A 26207-nucleotide genomic window follows, 5' to 3' on the forward strand; every position below is an offset into this window, starting at 1 on the left:
CACGGCGGCCAAGCGGCCGAGACCATGGTGTTCGTCACCGGCAGGCTGAAGGGATCGAGAATGTTCCGCAAGGTGCTGGTCGCCAACCGTGGGGAGATCGCGATTCGCGCGTTCCGCGCCGGCTACGAGCTGGGCGCGCGCACGGTCGCGGTCTTCCCCCACGAGGACCGCAATTCGCTGCACCGGCTGAAGGCCGACGAGGCCTACGAGATCGGTGAGCCCGGGCATCCGGTGCGGGCGTACCTGTCGGTCGAGGAGATCGTCGCCGCAGCGACCCGTGCGGGCGCGGACGCGGTCTACCCCGGCTACGGCTTCCTGTCCGAGAACCCCGAGCTGGCGCGCGCCTGCGAGGAGGCGGGCATCACCTTCGTGGGACCGAGCGCCCACGTCCTGGAACTGACCGGGAACAAGGCACGCGCGGTGGCCGCGGCCCGCGAGGCCGGTGTGCCGGTGCTCGGCTCGTCCGCCCCCTCCACCGACGTGGACGAGCTGGTCCGCGCCGCCGAGGAGATCGGCTTCCCCGTGTTCGTCAAGGCGGTGGCGGGCGGCGGCGGGCGCGGCATGCGGCGCGTCGAGGACCCCGCCCAGCTGCGCGAGTCCATCGAGGCCGCGGCCCGTGAGGCGGCGTCCGCGTTCGGCGATCCCACCGTCTTCCTGGAGAAGGCCGTCGTCGAACCCCGCCACATCGAGGTGCAGATCCTCGCCGACGGCCAGGGCAACGTCATCCACCTCTTCGAGCGCGACTGCTCACTGCAGCGCCGCCACCAGAAGGTGATCGAGCTGGCGCCCGCCCCGAACCTCGACCCGGAGCTCAGGGACCGGATCTGCGCCGACGCCGTGCGCTTCGCCCGGCAGATCGGCTACCGCAACGCGGGCACCGTCGAGTTCCTGCTGGACCGGGACGGCAACCACGTCTTCATCGAGATGAACCCGCGCATCCAGGTCGAGCACACGGTCACCGAGGAGGTCACCGACGTCGACCTGGTCCAGTCCCAGCTGCGCATCGCGGCCGGCGAGACCCTTGCGGACCTCGGCCTGTCCCAGGAGACCGTCACCCTGCGCGGCGCCGCCCTGCAGTGCCGGATCACCACCGAGGACCCGGCCAACGGCTTCCGCCCCGACACCGGCCGCATCAGCGCCTACCGCTCGCCGGGCGGCTCCGGCATCCGCCTGGACGGCGGCACCACCCACGCCGGTACGGAGATCAGCGCGCACTTCGACTCGATGCTGGTCAAGCTCACCTGCCGCGGCCGGGACTTCAGGGCCGCGATCGGCCGCGCCCGCCGTGCCGTGGCCGAGTTCCGCATCCGCGGCCTGGCCACGAACATCCCGTTCCTGCAGGCCGTCCTGGACGACCCGGACTTCCAGGCCGGGCGGATCACCACCTCGTTCATCGAACAGCGCCCGCACCTGCTCACCGCGCGTTCGTCCGCCGACCGCGGCACCAAACTGCTCACCTACCTCGCCGACGTCACCGTGAACAAGCCCCACGGGAAGCGGCCGGAACTGATCGAACCGACCACCAAGCTGCCCCCGCTGCCCGCCGGTGAGCCGCCCGCGGGCTCCCGGCAGCGGCTGGTCCACCTGGGCCCGGAGGGCTTCGCCCGCTGGCTGCGCGAGTCCCCGACCATCGGCGTCACCGACACCACCTTCCGCGACGCCCACCAGTCCCTGCTGGCCACCCGGGTGCGCACCAAGGACCTGCTCGCCGTGGCCCCGGTGGTGGCCCGCACCCTGCCCGAGCTGCTGTCCCTGGAGTGCTGGGGCGGCGCCACCTACGACGTCGCCCTGCGCTTCCTCGCCGAGGACCCCTGGGAGCGGCTGGCCGCCCTGCGCGAGGCCGTCCCCAACATCTGCCTGCAGATGCTGCTGCGCGGCCGCAACACCGTCGGCTACACGCCGTACCCGACGGAGGTGACCGACGTCTTCGTGCAGGAGGCGGCCGCCACCGGCATCGACATCTTCCGGATCTTCGACGCGCTCAACGACGTCGGCCAGATGCGGCCCGCCATCGACGCCGTACGGGAGACCGGCACGGCGATCGCCGAGGTCGCCCTCTGCTACACCTCCGACCTGTCCGACCCGAACGAGCGCCTGTACACCCTCGACTACTACCTCCGCCTCGCCGAGCAGATCGTCGAGGCGGGCGCCCATGTGCTCGCGATCAAGGACATGGCGGGTCTGCTGCGCGCCCCCGCCGCCGCCGAGCTGGTCTCCGCGCTGCGCCGCGAGTTCGACCTGCCGGTCCATCTGCACACCCATGACACGGCGGGTGGCCAGCTCGCCACCTACCTGGCCGCGATCCAGGCCGGCGCGGACGCGGTGGACGGCGCGGTGGCCTCGATGGCGGGTACGACGTCCCAGCCCTCGCTGTCGGCGATCGTGGCCGCCACCGACCACTCCGAGCGGCCCACCGGCCTCGACCTCCAGGCCGTCGGGGACCTGGAGCCGTACTGGGAGAGCGTCCGCAAGGTCTACGCCCCCTTCGAGGCGGGCCTTGCCTCGCCCACCGGACGCGTCTACCACCACGAGATCCCCGGCGGCCAGCTGTCCAACCTGCGGACCCAGGCGGTCGCCCTCGGCCTCGGCGACCGCTTCGAGGACATCGAGGCGATGTACGCCGCCGCCGACCGCATGCTGGGCCGCCTGGTCAAGGTCACCCCGTCCTCCAAGGTGGTCGGCGACCTGGCCCTGCACCTCGTCGGTGCCGGGGTGGACCCGGCGGACTTCGAGGCCGAGCCGAACCGGTACGACATCCCCGACTCCGTGATCGGCTTCCTGCGCGGCGAGCTGGGCACCCCGCCCGGCGGCTGGCCGGAGCCGTTCCGCAGCAAGGCGCTGCAGGGCCGCGCCGACGCCAAGCCGGTGCGGGAGCTGACCGCCGAGGACCGCACCGGTCTGGAGAAGTCCCGGCGTGCCACGCTCAACCGGCTGCTGTTCCCCGGTCCGACGCGCGACTTCGACAACCACCGGCAGGCGTTCGGCGACACCAGCGTGCTGGACAGCAAGGACTTCTTCTACGGGCTGCGTCCCGCGAAGGAGTACACCGTCGACCTCGAACCGGGCGTACGGCTGCTGATCGAGCTCCAGGCCGTCGGCGACGCCGACGAACGCGGCATGCGCACCGTGATGGCCACCCTCAACGGCCAGCTCCGGCCGATCCAGGTACGCGACAAGGCGGCCGCCTCGGACGTACCGGTGACCGAGAAGGCCGACCGGTCCAATCCCGGCCATGTCGCGGCACCGTTCGCCGGAGTGGTGACCCTCGCGGTCACGGAGGGCGCGGAGGTCGCGGCCGGTGCCACGGTGGCGACCATCGAGGCGATGAAGATGGAGGCCACCATCACCGCGCCGAAGGCGGGCCGGGTGTCCCGGCTGGCCATCAACCGGATCCAGCAGGTGGAGGGCGGCGACCTCCTCGTGGAGATCGCCTGAACCTGCCGGCCCGCACCGGGCGTTCCCGACCCGCCGACGGCACCGCGCAGGGCCGTCGGCGGGATTCGGACCGCCGCCCGCCCGGCGTGCCTCCGCCCTTCACCGGCGCGGGCAGCGAACAGTTCGACGGCGAAAAGGCCCCCGACCGGGTGCCGCAGGCGGCCACCGCACCATTCCCGGCGGGAGCCCTTCGTGCCGTACGAGACGGGGAAGCCGATGCCGGTGTGCACCGACATCCAGTTCACGCCCGCCTGGCCGACGGGCCAAGCGGGAGGGCGCCGAACCGTCGTTCCCCTGGGCCGGCGTGCTCGTAGCGCGGGACTCCACGGCGTCCGTCAGTAACACCCCCACCTCGAAGCCCGTCGTCGTACGGCTGGAACCCGTCTCCACCCAGGCGTGACCTGGGGACCGGCGGGACCCCCGCCCGGCTGGGCCGTGGAGCCGCCATGCGCGGTCACGGCCCCGCCGGGCGTTCGCGCTGCCTCGCCGCCACCCCGCCCGGCCGGGGGAACCGTCGTCGCGCTCCTTGACCGCCGGTCGTCACTCCCTGATGCTGTGTTGCGACACATGAGATGTGTGCCGTAATGAGCAACATACAGTCAAGTCTCGATCAGCCGAGGAGTGGCCATGACGCACCAGGTCCGTGCTGTCGTCGCGCGGGGCAAGGGCGCCCCCGTCAGCCTGGAGACGATCATCGTGCCCGACCCGGGTCCGGGTGAGGCGCTGGTGAAGATCGAGGCCTGCGGGGTCTGCCACACCGATCTGCACTATCGCGAGGGCGGCATCAACGACGACTTCCCGTTCCTCCTGGGGCACGAGGCCGCGGGTGTCGTGGAATCCGTGGGGGAGGGGGTCACCGACGTCGCCCCCGGCGACTTCGTCATCCTCAACTGGCGAGCCGTGTGCGGCCAGTGCCGTGCCTGTCTGCGAGGGCGCCCCTGGTACTGCTTCAGCACCCACAACGCGAAGCAGAAGATGACCTTGCCCGACGGTACCGAACTCTCACCGGCTCTGGGCATCGGCGCGTTCGCGGAGAAGATACTGGTGGCGGCGGGGCAGTGCACCAAGGTCGACCGGGCCGCGTCCGCGGCCGCCGCCGGACTGCTCGGCTGCGGTGTGATGGCGGGTATCGGCGCCGCCATCAACACCGGGAACGTCGGCCGCGGCGACACGGTCGCCGTGATCGGCTGCGGCGGTGTCGGGGCCGCGGCGATCGCCGGATCCGCCCTGGCGGGTGCGGCGAAGGTCATCGCGGTCGACATAGACGACCGCAAGCTGGAGACCGCCAGGAAGCTGGGCGCCACCCACACCGTGAACTCCAGGAGGGCGGACGCGGTGGCGGCGATCCGCGAGCTGACCGGCGGCCACGGCGCCGACGTCGTCATCGAGGCGGTCGGCCGTCCGGAGACGTACCGGCAGGCCTTCTACGCCCGCGACCTGGCCGGCACGGTCGTCCTGGTCGGCGTGCCGACCCCGGAGATGAAGCTGGAGCTGCCCCTGCTGGACGTCTTCGGCCGCGGTGGCGCGCTGAAGTCCTCCTGGTACGGCGACTGCCTGCCGAGCAGGGACTTCCCGATGCTCATCGACCTGTACCTCCAGGGCCGGCTGGACCTGGACGCGTTCGTCACGGAGACCATCGCGCTGGACGAGGTCGAGAAGGCCTTCGAGCGGATGCGTGACGGCGACGTGCTGCGCTCGGTGGTGATCCTCTGATGGCGGGCGCGCGCATCGAACACCTCGTCACGTCGGGGACGTTCTCGCTGGACGGCGGCACCTGGGACGTCGACAACAACGTATGGATCGTCGGCGACGACACCGAGGCGGTCGTCATCGACGCCGCGCACGACGCGGAGGCGATCGCCCGGGCCCTCGGCGGGCGCACCCTGAGGGCCATCGTGTGCACCCACGCCCACGACGACCACATCGACGCCGCACCCGAACTCGCGGCGCGCACCGGTGCCCCGGTCCTGCTCCATCCGGACGATCTGCCACTGTGGAAGCAGACCCATCCCGACAAGGTGCCGGACGCCGAACTGACCGACGGACAGGGCATCGCGGTGGCAGGCGTCGAGCTGACCGTGCTGCACACGCCCGGCCACACCCCCGGTGCGGTCTGCCTCCACGCGCCCGCCCTGGGAGCGCTCTTCAGCGGCGACACGCTGTTCGCCGGCGGTCCCGGGGCGACGGGAAGGTCGTACAGTCACTTCCCGGCCATCATCGAGTCGATCCGGGACCGGCTGCTGACGCTGCCGGGCGACACCGTCGTGCACACCGGACACGGGGAGACGACCACCGTCGCCGCCGAGGCTCCCCACCTTCAGGACTGGATCGACCGCGGATTCTGACGCCCGTCGGCGTTCCGTGCACGCCCGCCGCATCGGCTCGCGTCCTCAGCGAGCCGATGCGGCGGGCGTGTTGTTCTATGTGAACACAGTTCTGTATGGCGCAACATTGTGGGCCGCTCAGAGTGCCTTCTGAATGCCTTGACAAGGGTTCAGGGCGACCCCAGACTGATGTTGCGCTCATCGCAATCCGTTTCGCTATACGCACCGAGGTGTCATGATGATTCCCGCGTGCCGTCTCGAGGATCTCCCGCGAGGCGAGGCCCACCGGCTCGACATCGATCCGCCGGTTTCGGTGTTCCACACCGACGACGGCGAACTCTTCGCCATCGACGACACCTGCACCCACCAGGACGCGTCGCTCGCCGACGGCTGGCTGGAGGGCTGCGAGGTGGAATGCCCGCTGCATGCTTCGAAGTTCGACCTGAGGACCGGCGCCGTCGACGCCCCTCCCGCCAAGCTGCCGGTCCGGACGCACGAGGTCGCCGTCGAGGACGGCGTGATCTACGTCCGGCTGTCCACGGAGGCGCCCAACCTGCCGCCCTGCATCGCAGCCCGGCTCGCCGGCGGTCTGGCGTGAGGAGCGTCGCCGTGGTCGGCGCCTCGCTGGCCGGTCTGTCGGCGGCGCGCTCACTGCGCAAGCAGGGCTACGACGGCGCCCTGGTCGTCATCGGGGACGAGCTCCACCGCCCGTACGACCGCCCCCCGCTCTCCAAGGAGTTCCTGCTCGGCACGCTCGGCGAGGCGGAACTCGCCCTGGAGGCGGACGGCGAGGACCTCGGGGCGGAGTGGCTGCTGGGCACCCGTGCCGTGGGTCTCGACCGCAGGGACCGTGCCGTCCGGCTCGCCGACGGCCGGCAGGTGCGGGCCGACGGCGTCGTCATCGCGACCGGTGCCGCCGCGCGCGGCCTCCCCGGCTCCGCGGGCCTGGCCGGAGTGCACACCCTGCGCACTCTGGACGACGCCCGTGCCCTGCGCGACGGACTGGCTCGCGGCGGACGGCTGGTGGTGATCGGCGGAGGTTTCATCGGAGCCGAGGTCGCCTCCACCGCGCGCGCCCTCGGGCTCGAGGTGACCGTCGTGGAGGTGGCGCCCACACCGCTCGCCGGACCGCTCGGCGAGGTCATGGGCGCCCTGGTCTCCGCTCTCCATGCCGACCACGGAGTACGGCTGCTGTGCGGCGTGGGCGTCAAGGGACTGAGCGGGGAGACCCGTGTCGAGGCCGTCCTGCTCGAGGACGGCCGTACCCTCCCCGCCGACATCGTCGTGGTCGGTGTCGGCGCCCGACCCTGTGTCGAGTGGCTGGCAGGTTCCGGCGTCGAGCTCGACAACGGCGTCAAGTGCGGCGCTGACGGCCGGACCAGCCTGGCCGGCGTGGTCGCGGTCGGCGACTGCGCCAACTGGTACGACCCGCGCGCCGGGCACCATCGCCGTGTCGAGCACTGGACCGGCGCGCGCGAGCGTCCCGACGCCGCGGTCGCCACGCTGCTGGCCGGCGGTGCGGTGGAACCGGGTCTGCCCCGGCCGCCGTACTTCTGGTCCGACCAGTACGGTGTGAAGATCCAGTTCGCCGGTCACGCGGCCGGCGCCGACAGCGTCACCATCGAGGCGGGTGCCGCGGACGACCGCGACGTCCTGGCCGTCTACCGGCGGGCCGGGAACCCGGTCGCCGTCCTCGGGATGAACCAGCCGCGGCTGTTCACGCGGTGGCGAAAACAGCTCGCCGTCACCGCGTCTTGACACCGCCCCAGCGGCATCCCATGCTGCAGTTGCGTATGGCACGCAGCGTTGCTTCATGCACAACGCCGTCCGGAGTCGCTCCTCCCGGCGCGTGAATGACCCCTCCACGACGTTCTCCCGAGGAGTGCACCGTGACCTCGACCAGCCTGCCGGACAGCCTGATCGCCACCCTCCCCGGCTCCTCCTACACGGATCCGCAGATCTTCACCCAGGAGCAGGAGCGCATATTCGAGACGATGTGGTTCTGCGTCGCGCGCGCCTCCGAACTGGCCAGGCCCGGCGCCTTCCGCACCGTCGACGTGGGCCGCGAGAGCATCCTCGTCACCCGGGCCCGGGACAACTCGATCCGCGCGTACTTCAACGTCTGCCGGCACCGCGGGGCCAAGCTCTGCACCGATGAGACCGGCGAGGTCAAGCGGGCCTTCCAGTGCCCTTACCACGCCTGGACGTACGACCTGAACGGCAAACTCGTCGCGGCGCCGAACCTCACCAAGATGCCCGACGTCGGACGTACCGAGTACGGACTGGTGAGCGTGGCCGTGCGTGAATGGCTCGGCTACGTGTGGGTCTGTCTCGCGGAGAACCCGCCCTCCTTCGAGGAGGACGTCATGGGCGCGATCGTCGAGCGGCTCGGTGACGTGGAGTCGATCGAGCGCTACGACATGGACAACCTCTCCGTCGGCAAGCGGATCGTCTACGACGTCAAGGCGAACTGGAAGCTCATCATCGAGAACTTCATGGAGTGCTACCACTGCGCCACGATCCATCCCGAGCTCACCGAGGTGCTGCCCGAGTTCGCGGACGGGTACGCCGCCCAGTACTACGTCGGCCACGGCGCCGAGTTCGGCGAGGGCGTCCAGGGATTCACCGTGGACGGCTCCGAGGGCCTGGACCGCATTCCCGGGGTCGCCGACGACCAGGACCGGCGTTACTACGCGATCACCGTCAAGCCCCAGGTGTTCGTCAACCTCGTGCCCGACCATGTGATCTTCCACCGGATGTATCCGGTGTCCGTGGACCGCACGATCGTCGAGTGCGACTGGCTCTACCTCCCGCACGTCGTGGAGAGCGGCAAGGACGTCAGCCGGTCCGTCGAGTTGTTCCACCGGGTCAACCAGCAGGACTTCGACGCCTGCGAGCGCACGCAGCCCGGTATGAGCTCCCGCATGTACGCCAAGGGCGGCGTGCTGGTGCCGAGCGAGCACCACATCGGAGCCTTCCACGACTGGGTGAACGAGCGCCTGGGTACCCCCCAGGGGTGATCAGCCCAGGTATCCCATGCGGTGGCTGATTTCCTCGGCGCCCTTGATCAGCACCGGGGCGAGCTCCCGCATCCGCTCCTCCGTGAGTCGGTAGGAGGGGCCGGAGGCGGTGACCGCGGCGATGACCTCGCCGTCGCGGTCGAGGACCGGCGCGGCCATGGCGTGCAGACCGATCTCCAGCTCCTCCTTGGTCCAGGCGTAGCCGGCCTCCCGAACCTCGACGAGGTGCTTCTCCAGCTTCGCCTTCGACGTGATGGTGTGCGGCGTGACCTTCTTCAGCCCCGCCTCGGCCAGCAGCGCGGCGCGCTCCTTGGCGGGCAGGTGGGCCAGCAGGACCTTGCCGCTCGACGTCGCGTGCAACGGGGTCAGCTGGCCGACCCAGTTGTGCGCGGTGACCGCGCTCGGGCCGCGCACCTGGTAGAGGTTGACCGCGTAGTGCTCCTGCAGCACCGCGATGTTGACGGTCTCGCCGATCTCCTCGGCGAGGCGCTCGCACACCGGGCGTCCCTGCTGGGTGATGTCGATGCGTCCCGTGACCGCGCCGGCCAGGCGTACGATGCCGAAGCCGAGCCGGTACTTCCCGCGCTCGCCCGCCTGTTCCACCAGTCCGCGCGCCTCCAGGGCGCCGAGCAGGCGGAACGCGGTGGACTTGTGCACATCGATCTCGGCTGCCACTTCACTGACGCCCGCCTCGCCACGCTGAGCCAGGATCTCGAGAACGCTGATGGCCCGGTCGACCGACTGCACTCCGCCGGCCTGTGAGTTCGACGTTTCGCTGTCTTGTCTGTAGTTGCTCACAGCGAAACTATACGCGCAGTAAACAACGCCAGTGCAAGTAACCGTGTCGAAATGATGGCCTTGCAAGTTGCGTTGCACGCAACCTAGTGCGTATAGCGCTACTGGTACTAGCATGCCTCGCGTATCTACGGCGCGAGCGAGACGAGGCACCATGGCTCCCCTGCAATACGACTTCGTCATCGTCGGCGGCGGTTCGGCCGGCAGTGCACTGGCGAACAGACTCTCCGCGGATCCGGCGAACCAGGTGCTGGTGCTGGAGGCCGGCCGGTCCGACTACCCGTGGGACGTCTTCATCCACATGCCCGCGGCACTGACCTATCCGATCGGCAGCCGGTTCTACGACTGGAAGTACGAGTCCGAGCCCGAGCCGCACATGGGAGGCCGGCGCGTCTATCACGCCCGCGGCAAGGTGCTGGGCGGCTCCAGCAGCATCAACGGCATGATCTTCCAGCGCGGCAATCCCATGGACTACGAGCGCTGGGCGGCCGACCCCGGCATGGAGACCTGGGACTACGCGCACTGTCTGCCGTACTTCCGGCGGATGGAGAACTGCCTGGCGGCCGACCCCGACGACGAGTTCCGCGGCCATGACGGCCCCCTCGTCCTGGAGCGCGGCCCGGCCACCAACCCGCTCTTCGGCGCCTTCCTCGAGGCCGCCCAGCAGGCGGGCTACGCCCCCACGGACGACGTCAACGGTTACCGGCAGGAGGGCTTCGCCAAGTTCGACCGCAACGTCCACCGCGGACGCCGGCTGTCGGCCTCGAAGGCGTACCTCAAGCCCGTGCGGAAGCGGCCCAACCTCACGGTCAGGACCCGGGCCCTCGTCACCCGCGTCCTCTTCGAGGGCAGACGCGCGGTAGGGGTGGAGTTCCAGCGCGGCAAGGGCGCCCCGCAGCAGGTGCGCGCCAAGGAAGTCATCCTCTGCGGCGGCGCGATCAACTCGCCGCAGCTCCTGCAGCTGTCCGGCGTCGGCAACGCGGAGGAGCTGAGCGCCCTCGGCATCGACGTGGTGCACGATCTGCCGGGCGTCGGCGAGAACATGCAGGACCACCTCGAGGTGTACATCCAGTACGCCTGCAAGCAGCCCGTCTCCATGCAGCCGTACCTGGCGAAGTGGCGGGCGCCTTTCATCGGTCTGCAGTGGCTGCTGCGCACGGGCCCGGCCGCCACCAACCACTTCGAGGCGGGCGGCTTCGCCCGCAGCAACGAGGACGTGGACTACCCCAACCTGATGTTCCACTTCCTGCCCATCGCGGTCCGCTACGACGGCTCCGTGCCCGCCGGCGGCCACGGCTACCAGGTCCATGTCGGGCCCATGTACTCCGACGCCGTCGGATCGGTGAAGATCAGGAGCAAGGACCCGCACGAGCACCCGGCGCTGCGCTTCAACTACCTCTCCACCGAACAGGACCGCCGGGAGTGGGTCGAGGCGATCCGGGTCGCGCGGAAGATCCTCAACCAGCCCGCGCTCGCCCCGTACAACGACGGCGAGATCTCGCCCGGGCCGTCCGTGGAGACGGACGAGGAGATCCTCGCCTGGGTCGCCAAGGACGGCGAGACCGCGCTGCACCCGTCCTGCACCTGCAAGATGGGCACCGACGCGATGTCCGTCGTCGATCCCACCAGCATGCGCGTGCACGGCGTGGAGGGCCTGCGGGTCGTCGACGCGTCGGTGATGCCGTACGTCACCAACGGCAACATCTACGCGCCGGTGATGATGGTCGCCGAGAAGGCCGCCGACCTGATCCTCGGCAAGGAGCCGCTGCCCCCCTCCACGGCCGCGTACTACCGTCTGCGCGACGCCGAGAGCCAGGCCGGGTAGACCTTGGGCGCCACCGGGCTGAGGACGCTGCTGGACAGCGTCCGCTACGAGGTGCTGCCGGCGAGTGCGACCGAGGAGAAGGTCCTCGCCCATGTCCCGCGCGACGTCGTGGTCACGGTCACGGCGTCACCGGTGAAGGGGCTGGAGCCGACCCTCGCTCTCGCAGGCCGGCTCGCGGCGCACGGCTACCGCGTCGTCCCGCACGTGCCCGCGCGACTGCTGCGGGACGACGCGCACCTGAAGGAGGTGGTCGACCGGCTCCGCGAGGCGGGCGTGGACGACGTCTTCGTCCCCGCGGGAGACGCCGACCCGCCCGCCGGGGCCTACCACGGCGCGCTGCCGGTGCTGCGCCGGCTGAGCGAGCTGGGCAGCCCCTTCGCCGGCGTCGGCGTCACCGGCTACCCGGAGAGCCATCCCCTCATACACGACGACGTCACCATCCAGTCGATGTGGGACAAGCGCGAGCACGCCACGTACATCGTGAGCAACCTCTGCTTCGACCCGCGGATGCTGGTGGAGTGGGTGGCGCGGATCCGGCGCCGGGGCGTCACCCTGCCCGTCCACCTGGGCGTCGCGGGGCCGGTGCAGCGCGCGAAACTGCTGACGATGGCCACGAAGATCGGGGTGGGGGAGTCGACGCGCTTCCTGACCCGGCACCCGTCGTGGTTCCTGCGCTTCGCGGCGCCCGGGGGCTACTCACCGGAGCGGCTCCTGACCCGCGTCGAGGAGGGCCTCGCGGCACCCTCGCCCGGGGTCGCCGGGCTGCACCTGTTCACCTTCAACCAGATCGCGGAGACGGAGGCCTGGCGCCGCGCTCTCGTGGAGCGCCTCGGCGGCTGAGGTGTTCCGCCGTATACGACGACGGGCGGGCCGGAGAACCGGCCCGCCCGTCTTTCCCGTCATCGCTCAGCGGAAGACCACCGTGCGGTTGCCGTCCACCATCACGCGGCTCTCGCTGTGCCACTTCACCGCGTGCGCCAGCACCTGGGCCTCCACGTCCCGGCCGACCGTGACCAGCTCGCCCGGGTCGAGCGAGTGGTCCACCCGGACCACGTCCTGCTCGATGATCTGGCCCTCGTCGAGGTCCGGCGTCACATAGTGCGCCGTCGCGCCGACGAGCTTCACCCCGCGGTCGTAGGCCTGGACGTACGGGCGCGCGCCCTTGAAGCTGGGCAGGAAGGAGTGGTGGATGTTGATCGCGCGGCCCTCCAGCTGCTTGCACAGGTCGTCCGAGAGGACCTGCATGTAGCGGGCCAGCACCACCAGGTCGACGTCCAGCTCGCGCACCAGCTCCAGCAGCCGCGCCTCGGCCTCCGGCTTGGTCTCCCTGGTCACCGGGATGTGGTGGAAGGCGATGCCGTACGTCTGGGCCAGGCCTTCGAAGTCACGGTGGTTGGAGACGATCGCCGGTATCTCGATGTTGAGCGCGCCGGTGCGCCGGCGGAAGAGCAGATCGTTGAGGCAGTGCCCGAACTTGGACACCATGATGAGGGTTCGGGTGGGCGTCGAGGCGTCCCGCAGGGTCCAGGAGATCTGGTGGGCCTCGGCGACCGGACCGAACCGGTAACGCAGATTTTCCAGGTCCGCGTCCGGATCGGAAACGTCGAAGTGCACCCTCATGAAGAAACGGCCCTGGAGTCGATCATCGAACTGCTGGCTCTGCAGGATGTTGCCGGAGTTCCTGACGAGGAAGCCGCTCACGGCGTGGACCAGCCCGGCGCTGTCGGGACAGGAGAGGGTGAGGACGTACTCGCGGCCAGGTTGCGGTCGAGGTGACATGTCGGCCTCCGTCGGTGCGTAATGCACAACTCAGTGAGCGATGCGCAACATCGTCAGGGTCGATGGGCCCCACGGTCAAGAGGAGCGAGGGCCATGGGGCCCCTGGCCAAATCGTCATCCGCCAACTACTTGACGTCTGTCCGGACATTCGCCAGGGTGTTCCACCACAAGCAATTGGATGCACGATGCGCAACGCATTTCGGCTGAAGGGCTTGGCGCGTGGCAGACCTGTATGTGGGCGGTGAATGGCGGGAGCCGGTGGCCGGAGGCCACCGGGAGATCCGCTGTCCCGCTGACGGCACGCTTACGGCGACCGTATCCGAAGGGACGCGTCCCGATACCGAGGCGGCGATCGCCGCGGCTCGCCGCGCCTTCGACGAGGGGCCCTGGCCCCGCACCCCGGAGCGTGAGCGCGGCGCCCTGCTGCTGCGCGCCGCCGACCTGATCGAGCGGGACGCGAAGGACTTCGCCCGCGCCGAGTCGCTCGACACCGGCAAGCGGCTGGTGGAGAGCGAGTACGACATCGCCGACGTCGTCTCCTGCTTCCGGTACTACGGCGGACTCGGCGGCACCGACGCCGGCCGAGTGATCGACACCGGCCGCGACGACGCCGTCAGCCGCGTCGTCCACGAGCCGGTCGGCGTGTGCGCTCTGATCACTCCTTGGAACTATCCGCTGCTGCAGGCCAGTTGGAAGGTCGCCCCGGCACTGCTCGCCGGCAACACGATCGTCCTCAAGCCCAGCGAGCTCACCCCCTCCTCCTCCATCCTGCTGATGAAGGCGCTCGAGGAGGCCGGGCTGCCGGCCGGGGCCGCCAACCTCGTCCTGGGCGCCGGGCCGGAGGTCGGCGCCCCGCTCTCCGAGGACCCGGGCGTCGACATGGTCTCCTTCACCGGCGGACTGGAGACCGGCAGGCGGATCATGGCCACCGCGGCCTCGACGGTGAAGAAGGTGGCGCTGGAACTCGGCGGCAAGAACCCGAACGTCGTCTTCGCCGACGCCGACTTCGAGACGGCCGTCGACTTCGCTCTCACTGCCGTGTTCCTGCACTCCGGGCAGGTCTGCTCGGCCGGCGCCCGGCTGATCGTCGAGGACTGTCTGCACGATCGCTTCGTCGACGAGGTCGTACGCCGTGCGGCGCGGATCCGCCTGGGCGGGCCCTTCGACCCGGAGGCCGAGACGGGCGCGCTGATCTCCGCGCAGCACCTGGCGAAGGTGGAGGCGTACGTCGCCGCGGGGATCGCCGAGGGCGCCGTACTGCGCTGCGGCGGTGCACGGCCGGACGACCCCGCGCTCGCCGGCGGCCACTACTACCCGCCGACCGTGCTCGACGAGTGCACGCAGGGCATGGGCGTGGTGCACGAGGAGTCCTTCGGGCCCGTGCTGACCGTCGAGCGCTTCACCGACGAGGACGATGCCGTCCGCATCGCCAACGACACCGAGTACGGGCTCGCCGGCGCCGTCTGGACGCAGGACGCCGGCAAGGCCCAGCGCGTCGCCCGGCGGCTGCGGCACGGCACGGTGTGGATCAACGACTACCACCCCTATGTGCCGCAAGCCGAATGGGGTGGCTTCGGTCACTCGGGTGTGGGCCGGGAGCTGGGGCCGGCCGGCCTGGACGAGTACCGAGAGCCCAAACACATCTGGCAGAACATCCACCCCCGGCCGCAGCGCTGGTTTAGCGGCTGAACGCCGAAAAGAGGTCGATCGTGACCCCAACACAGACCGAGGTGCCGCAGCGGCGCGGTGTACCCCAGGACTCGGACGCCGCTCCGGTCATTTCCGTGCGCAATCTGTGGAAGGTGTTCGGCCCGAAGGCCGAGAAGGTGCCGGAGTCGAAGGAGCTGTGCGGACTCAGCCGGCGCGAGCTCATGGACCGCACCGGATGCACCGCCGCCGTACGCGACGTCCACTTCGACGTCTCGCCCGGCGAGGTCTTCGTCGTCATGGGGCTGTCCGGATCCGGCAAGTCCACACTGGTGCGCTGTCTGACCCGGCTGATCGAACCCACCTCCGGTGAGGTCGTCTTCGAGGGCCAGGACATCCGCCATGCGGACGCCGGGCGTCTGCGCGAACTGCGCCGCAGCAAGTTCTCCATGGTTTTCCAGCACTTCGGGCTGCTGCCGCACCGCAAGGTGGTGGACAACGTCTCCTTCGGCCTGGAGATCCGCGGCATGGGCAGGGCGGAGCGCACCAGACGGGCACTGGAGGTCGTCGACCTGGTCGGCCTGGCCGGGTACGAGAACTCCTACCCCGACCAGCTCTCCGGTGGTATGCAGCAGCGCGTCGGACTGGCCCGCGCGCTGGCCGGCGATCCGGACGTGCTCTTCTTCGACGAGCCGTTCTCCGCGCTCGACCCGCTGATCCGCCGGGACATGCAGAACGAGGTCATCCGGCTGCACCACGAGGTCGGCAAGACCATGGTGTTCATCACCCACGACCTCTCCGAGGCGCTCAAGCTGGGCGACCGCATCCTGATCATGCGCGACGGCAAGATGGTCCAGTGCGGCACCGGCGACGAACTGGTGGGCGCCCCCGCCGACGACTACGTCCGCGAGTTCGTCAAGGACGTGCCGCGCGGCGACGTCCTGACCCTCCGCTGGATCATGCGGGCGCCGGAGGACGGCGATCCGCTGGACGGCCCCGAGCTGGGCCCGGACGTCGTGGTGAAGGAGGCCACCCGCGTCGTCCTGGCGGCCGAGAAGCCGGTCAAGGTCGTCGAGGGCGGCAAGCTCCTCGGCATCGTCGGTGACGAGGAGATCCTCGCGGTGGTCGCCGGTGAGGAAGGCGGCGCGTGATGACCGTCGCCATGGAGAAGCCCGAAAAAGCCGGGAAGGCGGGGGCCGTGGAACCGGCCGCGCCCGTCGAGCGGGTGCGCAGGGCCGGCCGGCCCATGGTGATCGGCGCGATCCTCGTCGTCTGGCTGGTGCTGTTCGCCGTGCTGCGCGGCAAGCAGACGCTGTCCCTGGCGGTGGCCGACCTGACCGACCTGCACCGGTGGATCAACGACTTCAACGACTCCGTCGGCGCCAACCGGAACTCCAACCCGGTCTTCCTGTACTTCTTCAACGAGATCCGGCTGGTCATCGACAACCTGGTGACCTTCGTCCAGCACCTGATCTCCCAGCCGTCCGGAGCCCGCCCGGTCCCGCAGATCGGCTGGCTCGGCGTCGTCGGCCTGGCCGGCTACGTCTCCTGGGCGGTGGGCAACTGGAAGGTCGCCCTGCTGGCCGTGGCGGGCTTCACCTTCTTCGGGCTGCAGGGGCTGTGGCAGGAGAGCATGGACACCCTGGCGCTCATCCTGTGCGCGGTGTTCGTGGCCCTGCTGTTCGCGATCCCGCTCGGGGTGTGGGCCGGCCTGTCGGACCGGTTCAACCGGCTCATGACACCCTTCCTGGACTTCATGCAGACGATGCCGACCTTCGTCTACCTGGCGCCGCTGACCCTGTTCTTCCTCATCGGCGGCGCGTCCGCCACCATCGCCACCGTGATCTACGCGGCCCCGCCGACGATCCGCATCACGGCGCACGCCATCCGCAACGTGTCGCCGACGACGGTCGAGGCGGCCGAGTCACTGGGCGCCACACGCCGACAGACGCTGCTGAAGGTCCTGCTGCCGATGTCCAAGCGGACGGTGGTGATGGGCGTCAACCAGACCATCATGGCCGCCCTCGCCATGGTGACCATCGCGGCCCTGATCAACGCGCCGGGCCTCGGCGTGAACGTCCTGCAGGCACTGCAGTCGCTCGACGTCGGCACGGCCTTCAACGCCGGCCTGGCCATCGTGATCATGGCGATCGTGCTGGACCGGGTGACGACCGCGGCCAGCGCCCGCGAGGAGAACGCCCGGAACGCGGGGCACGACTTCGCCAAGTGGCGGCGACCACTGCTCGGTGTCGGCGCGGTGGTCACGGTGGTCCTGATCTACCTCTCGCACACCTACCTGTGGGCGGCCGACTTCCCCGGCGACGGCACCGTCGGCAGCCACATCGCGAGCGCGACGGACACCGCGACCAACTGGGTGCAGGACAACCTGTCGGGTCTGACCAACGCCTTCCGCGACGCCATCACCAACGGCCTGCTCAACCCGTTCCAGACACTGCTCACCGACTCCCCGTGGTGGCTCGTCGGCGCGGTGCTGGTCGCACTGGCCGTGGTGCTCGGCGGCTGGAGGGCCGGGATCACCACGGCCGTGTGCGTGGGCCTGCTCGTCGCCACCGGCGTGTGGTCGGACGCCATGACGACGATGGCCTCGACGCTCGTCGCGACGGTGCTGGTGATGATCCTCGGCATCGTCTTCGGGGTGTGGATGGGCCGCAGCACGATGGCCGACCGCATGATCCGGCCCACCTTGGACGCGGCCCAGGTCATGCCTCCGTTCGTCTACCTCGTGCCGTTCCTGGCGCTGTTCGGCGCCACCCGCTTCACGGCCATCGTCGCCGCGATCGTCTACGGGGCGCCCGTCGCCATGAAGATCATCGCCGACGGGATCCGGGCCGTGCCCGAGACCACCGTGGAAGCGGCCACCTCCGCCGGGTGCAACACCTGGCAGATCATCACCAAGGTTCAGCTGCCGATGTCGCGCAGTGCCCTGACGCTCGCCACCAACCAGGGCCTGATCTACGTGCTGTCGATGGTTGTTGTGGGCGGCCTGGTGGGAGCTGGCGCCCTCGGCTACGACGTCGTGGCCGGATTCTCGCAGGGAGAGCTGTACGGCAAGGGGCTGGCGGCAGGGCTCGCCATCGTACTGCTCGGAGTCATGTTCGACCGGATCACTCAGGCCGCGGCGCGACGCGCGGGCGCTTAAGGGAGCAGGACACCATGGCAAGACACTGGCGAGCCGGCGCGGCCGGCCTGGCCGTCCTCGGCCTCACCCTCACCGCGTGCGGCGGTGCGAAGGTCGGCGACACCTCCTCGGGCACGAACAACGCGGGCAGCTCCGGCAAGTGCGGCACGTTCAACCTCGCGGTCAACCCCTGGGTGGGTTACGAGGCCGACGCGGCGGTCGTCGCGTACGTCGCGCAGCACAACCTCGGCTGCACGGTCAACAAGAAGAACCTGAAGGAAGAGATCGCCTGGCAGGGCTTCGGCACCGGCGAGGTCGACGCGGTACTGGAGAACTGGGGCCACGCCGACCTGGTGAAGAAGTACATCGACCAGCAGAAGACGGCCGTGGACGCCGGCCAGACCGGCAACAAGGGCATCATCGGCTGGTACGTGCCGCCGTGGCTGGCCAAGGCGCACCCCGACATCCTCCAGTGGAAGAACCTCGACAAGTACGCGTCGAAGTTCAAGACGTCCGAGTCGGGCGGCAAGGGCCAGCTCCTGGACGGCGACCCGTCGTACGTCACCAACGACGCCGCGCTGGTGAAGAACCTGAACCTGGACTTCAAGGTGGTGTACGCGGGCAGTGAGGCCGCCCTCATCACGGCCTTCCGCGACGCCGAGAAGAACAAGAAGTGGGTCATCGGCTACTTCTACGAGCCGCAGTGGTTCCTGTCGGAGGTCCCGCTGAAGAAGGTCTCCCTGCCCGCCTACAAGACGGGGTGTGACGCCGACGCGGCGAAGGTCGCCTGCGACTACCCCGTGTACGACCTCAACAAGATCGTCAGCACGAAGTTCGCCAAGTCCGGCAGCCCCGCCTACAACCTGGTGAAGAACTTCAACTGGACGAACGACGATCAGAACACCGTCGCCAAGTACATCGCCCAGGACAAGCTGTCCGACGACGCGGCGGCCAAGAAGTGGGTCGAGGCCAACAAGGACAAGGTGGACGCCTGGCTCAAGTAGCCGGGTCCCGACGCCGGTCGAACATGCCCGGTGGGCGGTGCGCACTCGTGTGCACCGCCCACCGGGCATTGCCCTGTTTCGGAACCGCTTTCCGAGGTCACGGACGCCACGCGGGTCCTGAACAGTGAGCCGGAGTCAATCCGCGCACCGGCACGCCCCGGACGGCTTGGTGCACCTGATCGGGCGGCAGCCCCGCGAGCCGGCCTGCCGGCGAGCTCGTCCCTGCCGGGTAGGACGCGACCGTATGCCGAGATCCGCACCGGCTCGGAGAGGTCCGGTCATGCCCGCAACCCGTCCACTGCCGCGTCGATAGCCGCCACGGCCGCCGTCCTGTCGAGCCCCGCCCTCGAAACGAGCGAGAGACCTTGGACGATATACAGCAGGAGCTGTGCCTGGGCCTCTGGGGAGCAGGTGTCCGTGACCTCTCCGGCGGCCTGTGCGCGCCGGAGTGCGTCGGCGACGATGTCGGTGAACCGGCGGTACGAGCGGGTGACGATCTGCGTGGCTTCGCTGTCCTGGGGGACGAGCTCGGCGGTCGTGTTGCCGACCAGGCAGCCCTGCGGCACGCCCACGTCGGAGATCAGTTCGTCCAGCCGTACGGGATGGGTAAGGATCTCGTGCAGGGCGGGCAGAAGCGGGCTGGTGTCGAGCACGGTCATCAGATGCCGCTCGTACACCTCCCAGTAGAGCCTGACGGCTTCGAGGTAGAAGCGGCGCTTGTCGCCGAATGCGCCGTAGAGGCTGCCGCGCTCGACGGCCAGCGTGTCGACCAGGTCCTGGATCGACGTCGCCCCGTATCCCCGGGACCAGAACAGTTCGAGTGCGCGCTCCAGCGTCTGTTGCCTGTCGAACTCGCGGGGGCGTCCGGTTCGTGCCACGTGCTCGATACTACGACTTCTTGACTGGGTGTTCAAGAAGTCGTAGCTTCCGTTCGGAACTTCTTGAACGGAAGCACAGAAGTCGGTCGCTCACTGGCCGGCGCGAAGGGGAAGCAATGGAGTTTGCAGGCAAGACGGCACTCGTCACCGGATCCGGTGCGATCGGCGGACTCGGGCACGCGACGGCCAAGGTGCTGGCCGCGGGCGGAGCCGACCTGATCCTGACCGGCACCGATCCGCAGCGCGGCACCCAGGTGGTGGAGGACCTCCGCGCACTCGGTGACGGGTCCGCCGGGACGGTGCGTTTCGTCGCTGCCGATCTGTCCGACCCGGCGGGCGTGCGAGAGCTGGTCGAGGACGCCGGATCCGTCGACATCTTGATCAACAACGCGAGCGTGATGACGTTCTCGCCGACCACCGGACAGGACCTCGCGAGCTACGACGCCGCCTTCGCGGTCAATGTGCGTGCCCCGTTCCTGCTCACCGCCCTGCTCGCGGAGAAGATGGCCGCGGGTGGCGGTGGCAGCATCGTCAACGTCAGCTCCACCGCGGCCGGCCTCGGCATGCCGGGCATGGCCGTCTACGGCGCCACCAAGGCGGCGCTCGAATCGCTGACCCGCACCTGGGCGGCGGAGTTCGCCGAGTCGAACGTCCGGGTCAACGCCGTCGCTCCGGGGCCGATGCGCACCTCGAAGGTGGTCGCGGCGATGGGCCCGGAGATGGGCGGCATGGGCCTGGCCACCGCACTCGGGCGCACCTCCGACCCGGCCGAGGTGGCCCACGTGATCGCCTTTCTCGCCAGTGACCGGGCCAGTTACATGACCGGGGCGACCGTGGCCGCCGACGGTGGCCGCACCGCAATCTGAAGGGAGAGCAGGACAATGGGTCGTCTTGCGGGAAAGCACGCACTGATCACAGGGGGGTCGAGCGGCATCGGCCTGGAAACGGCTCGCGAATTCCTCGCCGAGGGAGCGACTGTCGCCATCACCGGCCGCTCGCGGGAAAAGCTGGACGAGGCAGTCCGGGAGTTGGACGGCCCGCTGCTGACCATCGCCAGTGACGCCGGCGACGTGCCCGGCCAGGCGGCGCTCGCCGCGCGGCTCCGGGAGGAGTGGCCGAAGCTCGACATCCTCATGAGCAACGCCGCCGACGTCACGCACCTCCCGATCGAGGCATGGACCGAGGAGGCGTTCGACTCGCTCGTCGCGACCAATCTCAAGTCGCCGTTCTTCCTGATCAGGGACCTGCTGCCGCTCTTCTCGCAGCAGTCCTCGGTCATCCTCGTCGGTTCGGTCTCCGCGTACATCGGACACGAGAACGCGACGGTCTACGGCGCGGCCAAGGCGGGACTGCTCTCCTACACGCGCGGGCTGACCTATGAGTTGAAGGACCGGGGCATCCGCGTCAACGGACTGAGCCCGGGCCCGACGGTCACCAACGCGTTCGCGCCCCTCGGCCCCGAGCGCCGGGCCGCCCTCTACGAGGAGCTCCGGCAGACCGTGCCTCTCCATCGCCTGGGAACCGCCACCGAGCTGGCGAAGGCGGCGGTCTATCTCGCCTCGGACGAATCCGCCTACACCGCAGGGACCGTGCTGCGCGTGGACGGGGGTATCGGGCAGCTCGCGTACTAGGAACTGCAGGGCCTCGGCGATGGTCAGGGCCGCGAGCCGCCGCGTCCGCGGCTCGCGGTACTCCCGTCCTCGCGGCCGATCGACCCGCTCTGGGACCAATCGGCGGCACTGCCGACCAAGCGCCCTGCGGTTGCCCCAACCCCGCTGGGTCGCCCGCGCAGCCGTACCAGCGACCGGATCGCGTTCGACAAGCTGGTGACGGCTTCACGCCGCCGCTGCTTCCGGCCGTCGGCCCGGTGCGGCCGCCGGCATGCCGGGCGGTGCCCGTCAGCCTTGGGTGACGTCCTCCGATGCTGCTCGGGCGAGGGTGTCTGCCACCGTTGTGCATGCGAGTCGGGCCACGGAGCGCAGCTCGGCGTCAGAAGCGCCGGCACGGCTCAGCACGGCCAGCGACTGGTTGACGGCGACGACAAATGTGGCGAGTTCATCGAGCGTTTGGGTGTCGCCCGCGGAGTCCGCCAATGCCGCGCGTACCCGTTGGCGCTGCAGGTCCAGCAGGCCGCGCACGTGAGTGCTGTTCTCCTCCTTCAGCGTCGGTGACTGCGCGGCGGACTGTGCGATGAGGCACCCCACGGGAACCAACGGGTCGGCGATGCGGTTCAGGACGACGTCGAAGAATGCCTCGACCGCACGTACCGGATCACCGGGGTGTGCTGTCAGTGCGTGCTCGTACTGCGCTCCGTAGATCGACGCGTAGCGGTCGAGGCACTGGCGGAACAGGGCGTCCTTGGTGCCGAAGGTGCCGTAGAGGGAACCGCGGCCGAGACCGGTGGCGGAACCGAGGGCATCGAGCGAGGCGTCGGCGTATCCGCGCTGCCAGAAGACTCGCATGGCCTGGTCCAGGGCCGTGCCGACGTCGAACTGCTTCCGGCCGGACATGGCGTGCACCTCCAGTTTCACGACTCAGATGGGAGCCTACCCGCATCTTGGATCGATCGGTCGAAGTATCTTTGACCGATCGATCCAAGATGGTTAGCGTGATGGGCGTCGGTTCGCCCACACGAAAGGCCGCACGATGATCAACGACATCGCCCCGGACGGCCGCACACACGTCGTCCCGCCCGTCGACGGGCGCCGGGCGCGCGCAGGGTTCTGGCTCGTGGCCGCGGTGTACACCCTGGTCATGCTGGGCGGGACGCTGCCGATTCCGCTGTATGCGTTCTGGGCGCCGCAGATGGGCTTCGGGCCCTTCACCACCACGCTGGTCTTCGCCGTCTACGCCTTGGGGACGGTGCTCGCGCTCACGCTGTTCGCGTCGCTTTCCGACCGCGCGGGCCGCCGTCCCCTCCTGGCCGCCGCTCTCCTGGCCGCGGCGGCGAACACAGTGCTGTTCCTCGTCGCCCATGGTGTCGGAACCCTTCTGGCGGCACGGTTCCTGTGCGGCCTGAGCACCGGCGTCTTCGCCGCCACGGCGACCGCGGCGCTGGGTGAACTCGCCGGAGCCGAGCACAGCCGACGAGCGTCGACCGTCTCCGCGGTGTCGAACATGGGCGGACTGGGGCTGGGCGCCATCGTCGCCGGCCTGTTCGCACAGTACGAGGCGGATCCCACGCACCTGGTGTTCTGGGCCTACCTCGCCAGCCTGATACCGGCGTTCCTGGCCGTCGTCGTCACCCCGGAGACCGTCACGGCCCGGCAACGCCTCGCGTTGTCGGTTCGCCGTCCTGCCCTTCCCGGCCGGCGGACAGCGCGGACCGAGTTCCTGCGGGCGGCCGCAGCCGTTCTCGCCGCGTTCGCGGTCAGCGGGCTGTTCTCGTCGTTGGTGCCTGCCTTCCTCCGCGAGCAATTGCACGTCCACAACGTCGCGGCTGTCGGCGCACAGGCAGGACTGCTGTTCATCGCCGCCCTGATCGCGCAGGTGGCCGTCCCGGAGCGGTGGATCTCCGGGCGCTGGCCGGCGCCTGCGTTCCTCACAGCGGGCGTCGTGGTGTTCGAGACCGGCCTGTGGACACGGTCACTGCCCATGTTCGCCGCCGGAACACTCCTGGCGGGTACCGGCATCGGTCTGGTCTTCCGCAACGGCGTCGCAGTCGCCCAGCGGCTCGCCCATCCGCGGCGCAGGGCGGATCTGCTGTCCACGTACTTCCTGTTCGCCTACACGGGCACGATCGTGCCCACGCTCGCCCTCGGGGTCCTCGACCAGATGGTCAACCAGGACGTCGCAACCCTGCTCCTGGCCGTCACCGTCGTAGCGACAACCCTCGCCGGCGCACTGAGCCGCCCCGCCACCACCACGGCCTGAGCGGGAGCCATGCCGCGTGGCCCCGCTCCCTTCCGCCACTCGATGAAACCCCGTCAACCGCAACCGTGAAGGATGACAGTGAGTCCGTCGCCAACCCACCTGCCCACGCCCGAAGGCCCCGGTTCCGTCTCCGGGGCGGCCAACCTCCCCGCCCGCTTCACCGACACCTTCACCAGCCAGTACATCGATACCGGCGAGTTGCGCCTGCACGCCGTGACCGGCGGCGAAGGACCCGCGCTGCTGCTGCTCGCCGGCTGGCCCCAGACCTGGTACGCCTGGCGCCTCCTGATGCCCGCGCTGGCCCAGGACTTCCAGGTGGTCGCCGCCGACCCGCGTGGTGTCGGACTGTCCGACAAACCCTTGGACGGATACGACACCGGCACGCTCGCACGCGACATGGTGGCACTGATGGACGCACTCGGGCATCAGCGCTTCGCCATGGTCGGTCACGACGTCGGGATGTGGACCGGCTATGCCCTGGCCGCGGACCACCCTGACCGACTCGAACGCCTGGCCGTCGCTGAGGCCGCAATCCCGGGACTTTCCCCGACGCCACCTCTTTTCGCCGGCCAGGAGACCAACGACCGCCTCTGGCACTTCGCCTTCAACCGCCTCACCGGCCTCAACGAACAGCTGGTCAGCGGACGGGAACACCTTTACTTCGGCCACCAGTTCGCCACGAAATCCGCGAAGGCACTGCCCGACCACGCCGTCCAGTACTACGTCGACATCCTCGCCGCCGATCCGGAAGCGCTGCGATGCAGCTTCGAGTTCTACCGCGCACTCGACACGACCATCGAACAGAACCACCAGCGCAAGACTCGACCGCTGTCGCTTCCCGTCCTCGCGATCGGGGGCGCGGAGAACCTGGGTGCGTCGGTCGGCGCAACGATGAGGCTTGCCGCCGACCAGGTGAAGAGCATGGTCCTCCCTGAGTGCGGCCACTACCCCGCCGAGGAAGCCCCAGAGGCGATGCTGACGGCACTGACCGCGTTCCTGGCGCCCTACCGTGACGCGCCGACCGCATAAGAGCCGACGCAGACGGGCGGCGTGGAAAGCCTCGGCAAGGGTGTGGGGCAGGTCGCAGTGATCATTCAGCTGCGACGGTCCGGCCGCTGGGGAGAGCTCTGCCGGTTCTTTGTTTCGGGCCGTCTGCCCGGCCGGCTTGTGCAGGGTTCGTGCGGTAGGTGATCCGGGGTCGGCTGTGATCAGGACGACTTCCTGGTCGTCCTCGGGTACGAGCAGGACGTCGCGGTTCAACCGCAGTGTGCCGGTCTCGGGGTGGAGGGTCTTGGTGCGGTGCCCGGGGGCGTGGACGGGGCGCGTCGCCCGGATCTGCCGGAACTCCTCGCTGCCGGCGGCGACCCACCCGAGGCGCCCAGGGAGCCGCCCGCCCGGCCCTGCTGCCGGACGACGGCCCCACCGGTGGCTTCTTCTCCTGGGACGCAACGCCCGTCCCCTGGTGAGCGCCCCAGCAGCTCGGCGGCCCGACCGCGCTCATCCGGGACAGCTTGGAGAACAAGCCTGCCCATGTGACGACTGTCGCGCTTCGGTCCACCACCCCACCATGACGGCATCACGCTTTGAAGGTCAGTAGGGTGGCCCGGTGACCGACGAGACCGTGGACAGACTGAACCGCTTCCGAGCCGAGGCGGCCTCCCGGGGCCTGCCGTCGGAGGAGGTGGAGGAATGGATACGGGTCACCCTGCCGGCGGTGTACATGGCCGAGGGCGGTGACGGTCCCCTCGTGGCCCGGCTCGGCGGCGACCCCCTGCTGCCGCACGGCGCGCCCAAGCCGTCCGATCCCTTCGTGGCCTCCGTCGACCTCGCGGCCCTCCCGCCGCGCGCGACCGACCTTCCGCTGCCCGCCGACGGCCACCTGCTCTTCTTCTCCGGCACCGACGTGCACGGCATCGCGGGGCAGGTGCCCGACGCTGTGCTCTATGTCCCTGCCGGGACCCCGACAAGCCCGAGCCCCCTCGAACACAGCCGGCGTGAGCCGTACCGGCCGCGTGAACTCCGCACGGTGTGGCACCAGTCGAGCGCGCAGATGCCGGAGAGCTTCGCCCTCGACAGATGGGGCGACTTCCCCGAGGAAGAGCAGTTCGAACTCGCCGACGAACTCGGCGACGCCTGGGCAGACGTGGGCGGCTACCGCCCTTCCTGGGCCCTGCAGATCGGCGGCCATCCGGTCTCGCCCCAGAACGACCCCGTCCACTACGCCCGTGATCCCGAGGAGGCCGGCCCCTCCGAGCAGGGCGGCAGGGCCCACGGAGAGGGCGCCGACGACTGGGCCCTCCTGGCCACCTGGAGGTGCGACGACGACGTCACGGAACTGGACTCCGGCGTGGCACACTGGGTGATCCGCCACCGGGACCTGGCGGACCGGCGCTTCGACCGGGTCCACCGCTACGTCGAAATGGCCTGACCCTGCGGGGCGGGGACGACCGGCTCCCCGGCGCTCGTCAGCCGCCCACCCCCCCCGCCC

At 69.9% G+C, this 26207-nt stretch carries 21 protein-coding genes and 2 pseudogenes; 18 read left to right on the forward strand and 5 right to left on the reverse strand.

Annotated features, from left to right (window positions below; translation table 11 throughout):
• The first annotated feature begins 60 nt into the window (after positions 1-60).
• The 6 genes from ACWC21_RS14585 (at position 61) to ACWC21_RS14610 (ending at position 8779) form a co-directional block, all read left to right on the forward strand.
• Positions 61-3435, forward strand: a complete 3375-nt coding sequence (locus ACWC21_RS14585; protein ID WP_450881584.1) for a pyruvate carboxylase — start codon at positions 61-63, stop codon at positions 3433-3435.
• 627 nt (positions 3436-4062) lie between these two features.
• Complete coding sequence (locus ACWC21_RS14590; RefSeq protein ID WP_450881586.1) at positions 4063-5148, forward strand: S-(hydroxymethyl)mycothiol dehydrogenase; 1086 nt, start codon at positions 4063-4065, stop codon at positions 5146-5148.
• Complete coding sequence (locus tag ACWC21_RS14595) at positions 5148-5780, forward strand: MBL fold metallo-hydrolase (RefSeq protein ID WP_450881588.1); 633 nt, start codon at positions 5148-5150, stop codon at positions 5778-5780. The genes ACWC21_RS14590 and ACWC21_RS14595 overlap by 1 nt, the downstream gene beginning before the upstream one ends.
• A gap of 214 nt (positions 5781-5994) precedes the next feature.
• Positions 5995-6357, forward strand: a complete 363-nt coding sequence (locus ACWC21_RS14600; protein WP_450881590.1) for a bifunctional 3-phenylpropionate/cinnamic acid dioxygenase ferredoxin subunit — start codon at positions 5995-5997, stop codon at positions 6355-6357.
• Positions 6354-7517 (forward strand): NAD(P)/FAD-dependent oxidoreductase, encoded by a 1164-nt coding sequence (locus ACWC21_RS14605; protein WP_450881592.1) that lies wholly within the window; start codon positions 6354-6356, stop codon positions 7515-7517. Before ACWC21_RS14600 ends, ACWC21_RS14605 begins: the two co-directional genes overlap by 4 nt.
• Positions 7518-7648: 131 nt before the next feature.
• Complete coding sequence (locus tag ACWC21_RS14610; RefSeq protein WP_450881594.1) at positions 7649-8779, forward strand: aromatic ring-hydroxylating oxygenase subunit alpha; 1131 nt, start codon at positions 7649-7651, stop codon at positions 8777-8779.
• Here ACWC21_RS14610 and ACWC21_RS14615 read toward each other — a convergent pair whose 3' ends face one another.
• Positions 8780-9526: an IclR family transcriptional regulator gene (locus tag ACWC21_RS14615; RefSeq protein WP_450881733.1), complete on the reverse strand. Its 747-nt coding sequence runs from the start codon at positions 9524-9526 to the stop codon at positions 8780-8782.
• Between the two features lie 202 nt (positions 9527-9728).
• On the opposite strand from ACWC21_RS14615, the gene betA reads away from it, so the two are divergent.
• Together betA and ACWC21_RS14625 are read left to right on the forward strand one after the other, a co-directional pair.
• A complete protein-coding gene (gene betA / locus ACWC21_RS14620) occupies positions 9729-11399 on the forward strand; it encodes a choline dehydrogenase (protein WP_450881596.1) in 1671 nt (556 codons plus the stop codon).
• 3 nt (positions 11400-11402) lie between these two features.
• The gene (locus tag ACWC21_RS14625) at positions 11403-12239 is read left to right on the forward strand and encodes a methylenetetrahydrofolate reductase (protein ID WP_450881598.1); all 837 of its coding nucleotides are present in this window, start codon (positions 11403-11405) and stop codon (positions 12237-12239) included.
• A 66-nt stretch (positions 12240-12305) separates the two neighbouring features.
• Here ACWC21_RS14625 and purU read toward each other — a convergent pair whose 3' ends face one another.
• A complete protein-coding gene (gene purU, locus ACWC21_RS14630; RefSeq protein WP_450881600.1) occupies positions 12306-13178 on the reverse strand; it encodes a formyltetrahydrofolate deformylase in 873 nt (290 codons plus the stop codon).
• Positions 13179-13397: 219 nt separating this feature from the next.
• Between purU and ACWC21_RS14635 the strand changes: the two genes are divergently transcribed.
• Genes ACWC21_RS14635 through ACWC21_RS14650 form a run of 4 tightly spaced genes read left to right on the forward strand, consistent with a single transcriptional unit; the run spans position 13398 to position 18968 of the window.
• Positions 13398-14867 carry an aldehyde dehydrogenase family protein gene (locus ACWC21_RS14635; protein ID WP_450881602.1) on the forward strand — a complete coding sequence of 490 codons (1470 nt, stop codon included), beginning with the start codon at positions 13398-13400 and terminating at the stop codon, positions 14865-14867.
• A 20-nt stretch (positions 14868-14887) separates the two neighbouring features.
• Positions 14888-15976, forward strand: coding sequence for a quaternary amine ABC transporter ATP-binding protein (locus ACWC21_RS14640; protein ID WP_450881604.1), 1089 nt, complete (start codon positions 14888-14890; stop codon positions 15974-15976).
• Positions 15976-17985, forward strand: coding sequence for an ABC transporter permease (locus tag ACWC21_RS14645; RefSeq protein ID WP_450881606.1), 2010 nt, complete (start codon positions 15976-15978; stop codon positions 17983-17985). Before ACWC21_RS14640 ends, ACWC21_RS14645 begins: the two co-directional genes overlap by 1 nt.
• Positions 17986-17999: 14 nt before the next feature.
• Complete coding sequence (locus ACWC21_RS14650) at positions 18000-18968, forward strand: ABC transporter substrate-binding protein (protein WP_450881608.1); 969 nt, start codon at positions 18000-18002, stop codon at positions 18966-18968.
• Positions 18969-19246: 278 nt separating this feature from the next.
• On the opposite strand, the gene ACWC21_RS14655 is transcribed toward ACWC21_RS14650, so the two are convergent.
• On the reverse strand, positions 19247-19846 hold the full coding sequence (locus ACWC21_RS14655; protein WP_450881610.1) for a TetR/AcrR family transcriptional regulator: 600 nt from the start codon (positions 19844-19846) through the stop codon (positions 19247-19249).
• Between the two features lie 116 nt (positions 19847-19962).
• Here ACWC21_RS14655 and ACWC21_RS14660 point away from each other — a divergent pair, with 116 nt between their 5' ends.
• Positions 19963-20712: an SDR family NAD(P)-dependent oxidoreductase gene (locus tag ACWC21_RS14660; protein WP_450881612.1), complete on the forward strand. Its 750-nt coding sequence runs from the start codon at positions 19963-19965 to the stop codon at positions 20710-20712.
• A 15-nt stretch (positions 20713-20727) separates the two neighbouring features.
• Positions 20728-21477, forward strand: a complete 750-nt coding sequence (locus ACWC21_RS14665; RefSeq protein WP_450881614.1) for an SDR family oxidoreductase — start codon at positions 20728-20730, stop codon at positions 21475-21477.
• Between the two features lie 267 nt (positions 21478-21744).
• Here the strand turns inward: ACWC21_RS14665 and ACWC21_RS14670 are convergent, their stop codons facing one another.
• Positions 21745-22356, reverse strand: coding sequence for a TetR/AcrR family transcriptional regulator (locus tag ACWC21_RS14670; protein WP_450881735.1), 612 nt, complete (start codon positions 22354-22356; stop codon positions 21745-21747).
• A gap of 136 nt (positions 22357-22492) precedes the next feature.
• Between ACWC21_RS14670 and ACWC21_RS14675 the strand changes: the two genes are divergently transcribed.
• Positions 22493-23719, forward strand: a complete 1227-nt coding sequence (locus tag ACWC21_RS14675; RefSeq protein ID WP_450881616.1) for an MFS transporter — start codon at positions 22493-22495, stop codon at positions 23717-23719.
• A gap of 72 nt (positions 23720-23791) precedes the next feature.
• Complete coding sequence (locus ACWC21_RS14680; RefSeq protein ID WP_450881618.1) at positions 23792-24748, forward strand: alpha/beta fold hydrolase; 957 nt, start codon at positions 23792-23794, stop codon at positions 24746-24748.
• 201 nt (positions 24749-24949) lie between these two features.
• Here ACWC21_RS14680 and ACWC21_RS14685 read toward each other — a convergent pair.
• A pseudogene (locus ACWC21_RS14685) lies at positions 24950-25054 on the reverse strand (transcriptional regulator); the annotation flags it as partial.
• On the opposite strand from ACWC21_RS14685, the pseudogene ACWC21_RS14690 reads away from it, so the two are divergent.
• Together ACWC21_RS14690 and ACWC21_RS14695 are read left to right on the forward strand one after the other, a co-directional pair.
• A pseudogene (locus ACWC21_RS14690) lies at positions 25037-25185 on the forward strand (short-chain dehydrogenase); the annotation flags it as partial. The pseudogenes ACWC21_RS14685 and ACWC21_RS14690 overlap by 18 nt on opposite strands.
• Positions 25186-25325: 140 nt before the next feature.
• Positions 25326-26147 (forward strand): DUF1963 domain-containing protein, encoded by an 822-nt coding sequence (locus tag ACWC21_RS14695; RefSeq protein WP_450881620.1) that lies wholly within the window; start codon positions 25326-25328, stop codon positions 26145-26147.
• The last annotated feature ends 60 nt before the right edge of the window (positions 26148-26207 follow it).

It is taken from the genome of Streptomyces sp. NPDC001348 (assembly GCF_053597535.1).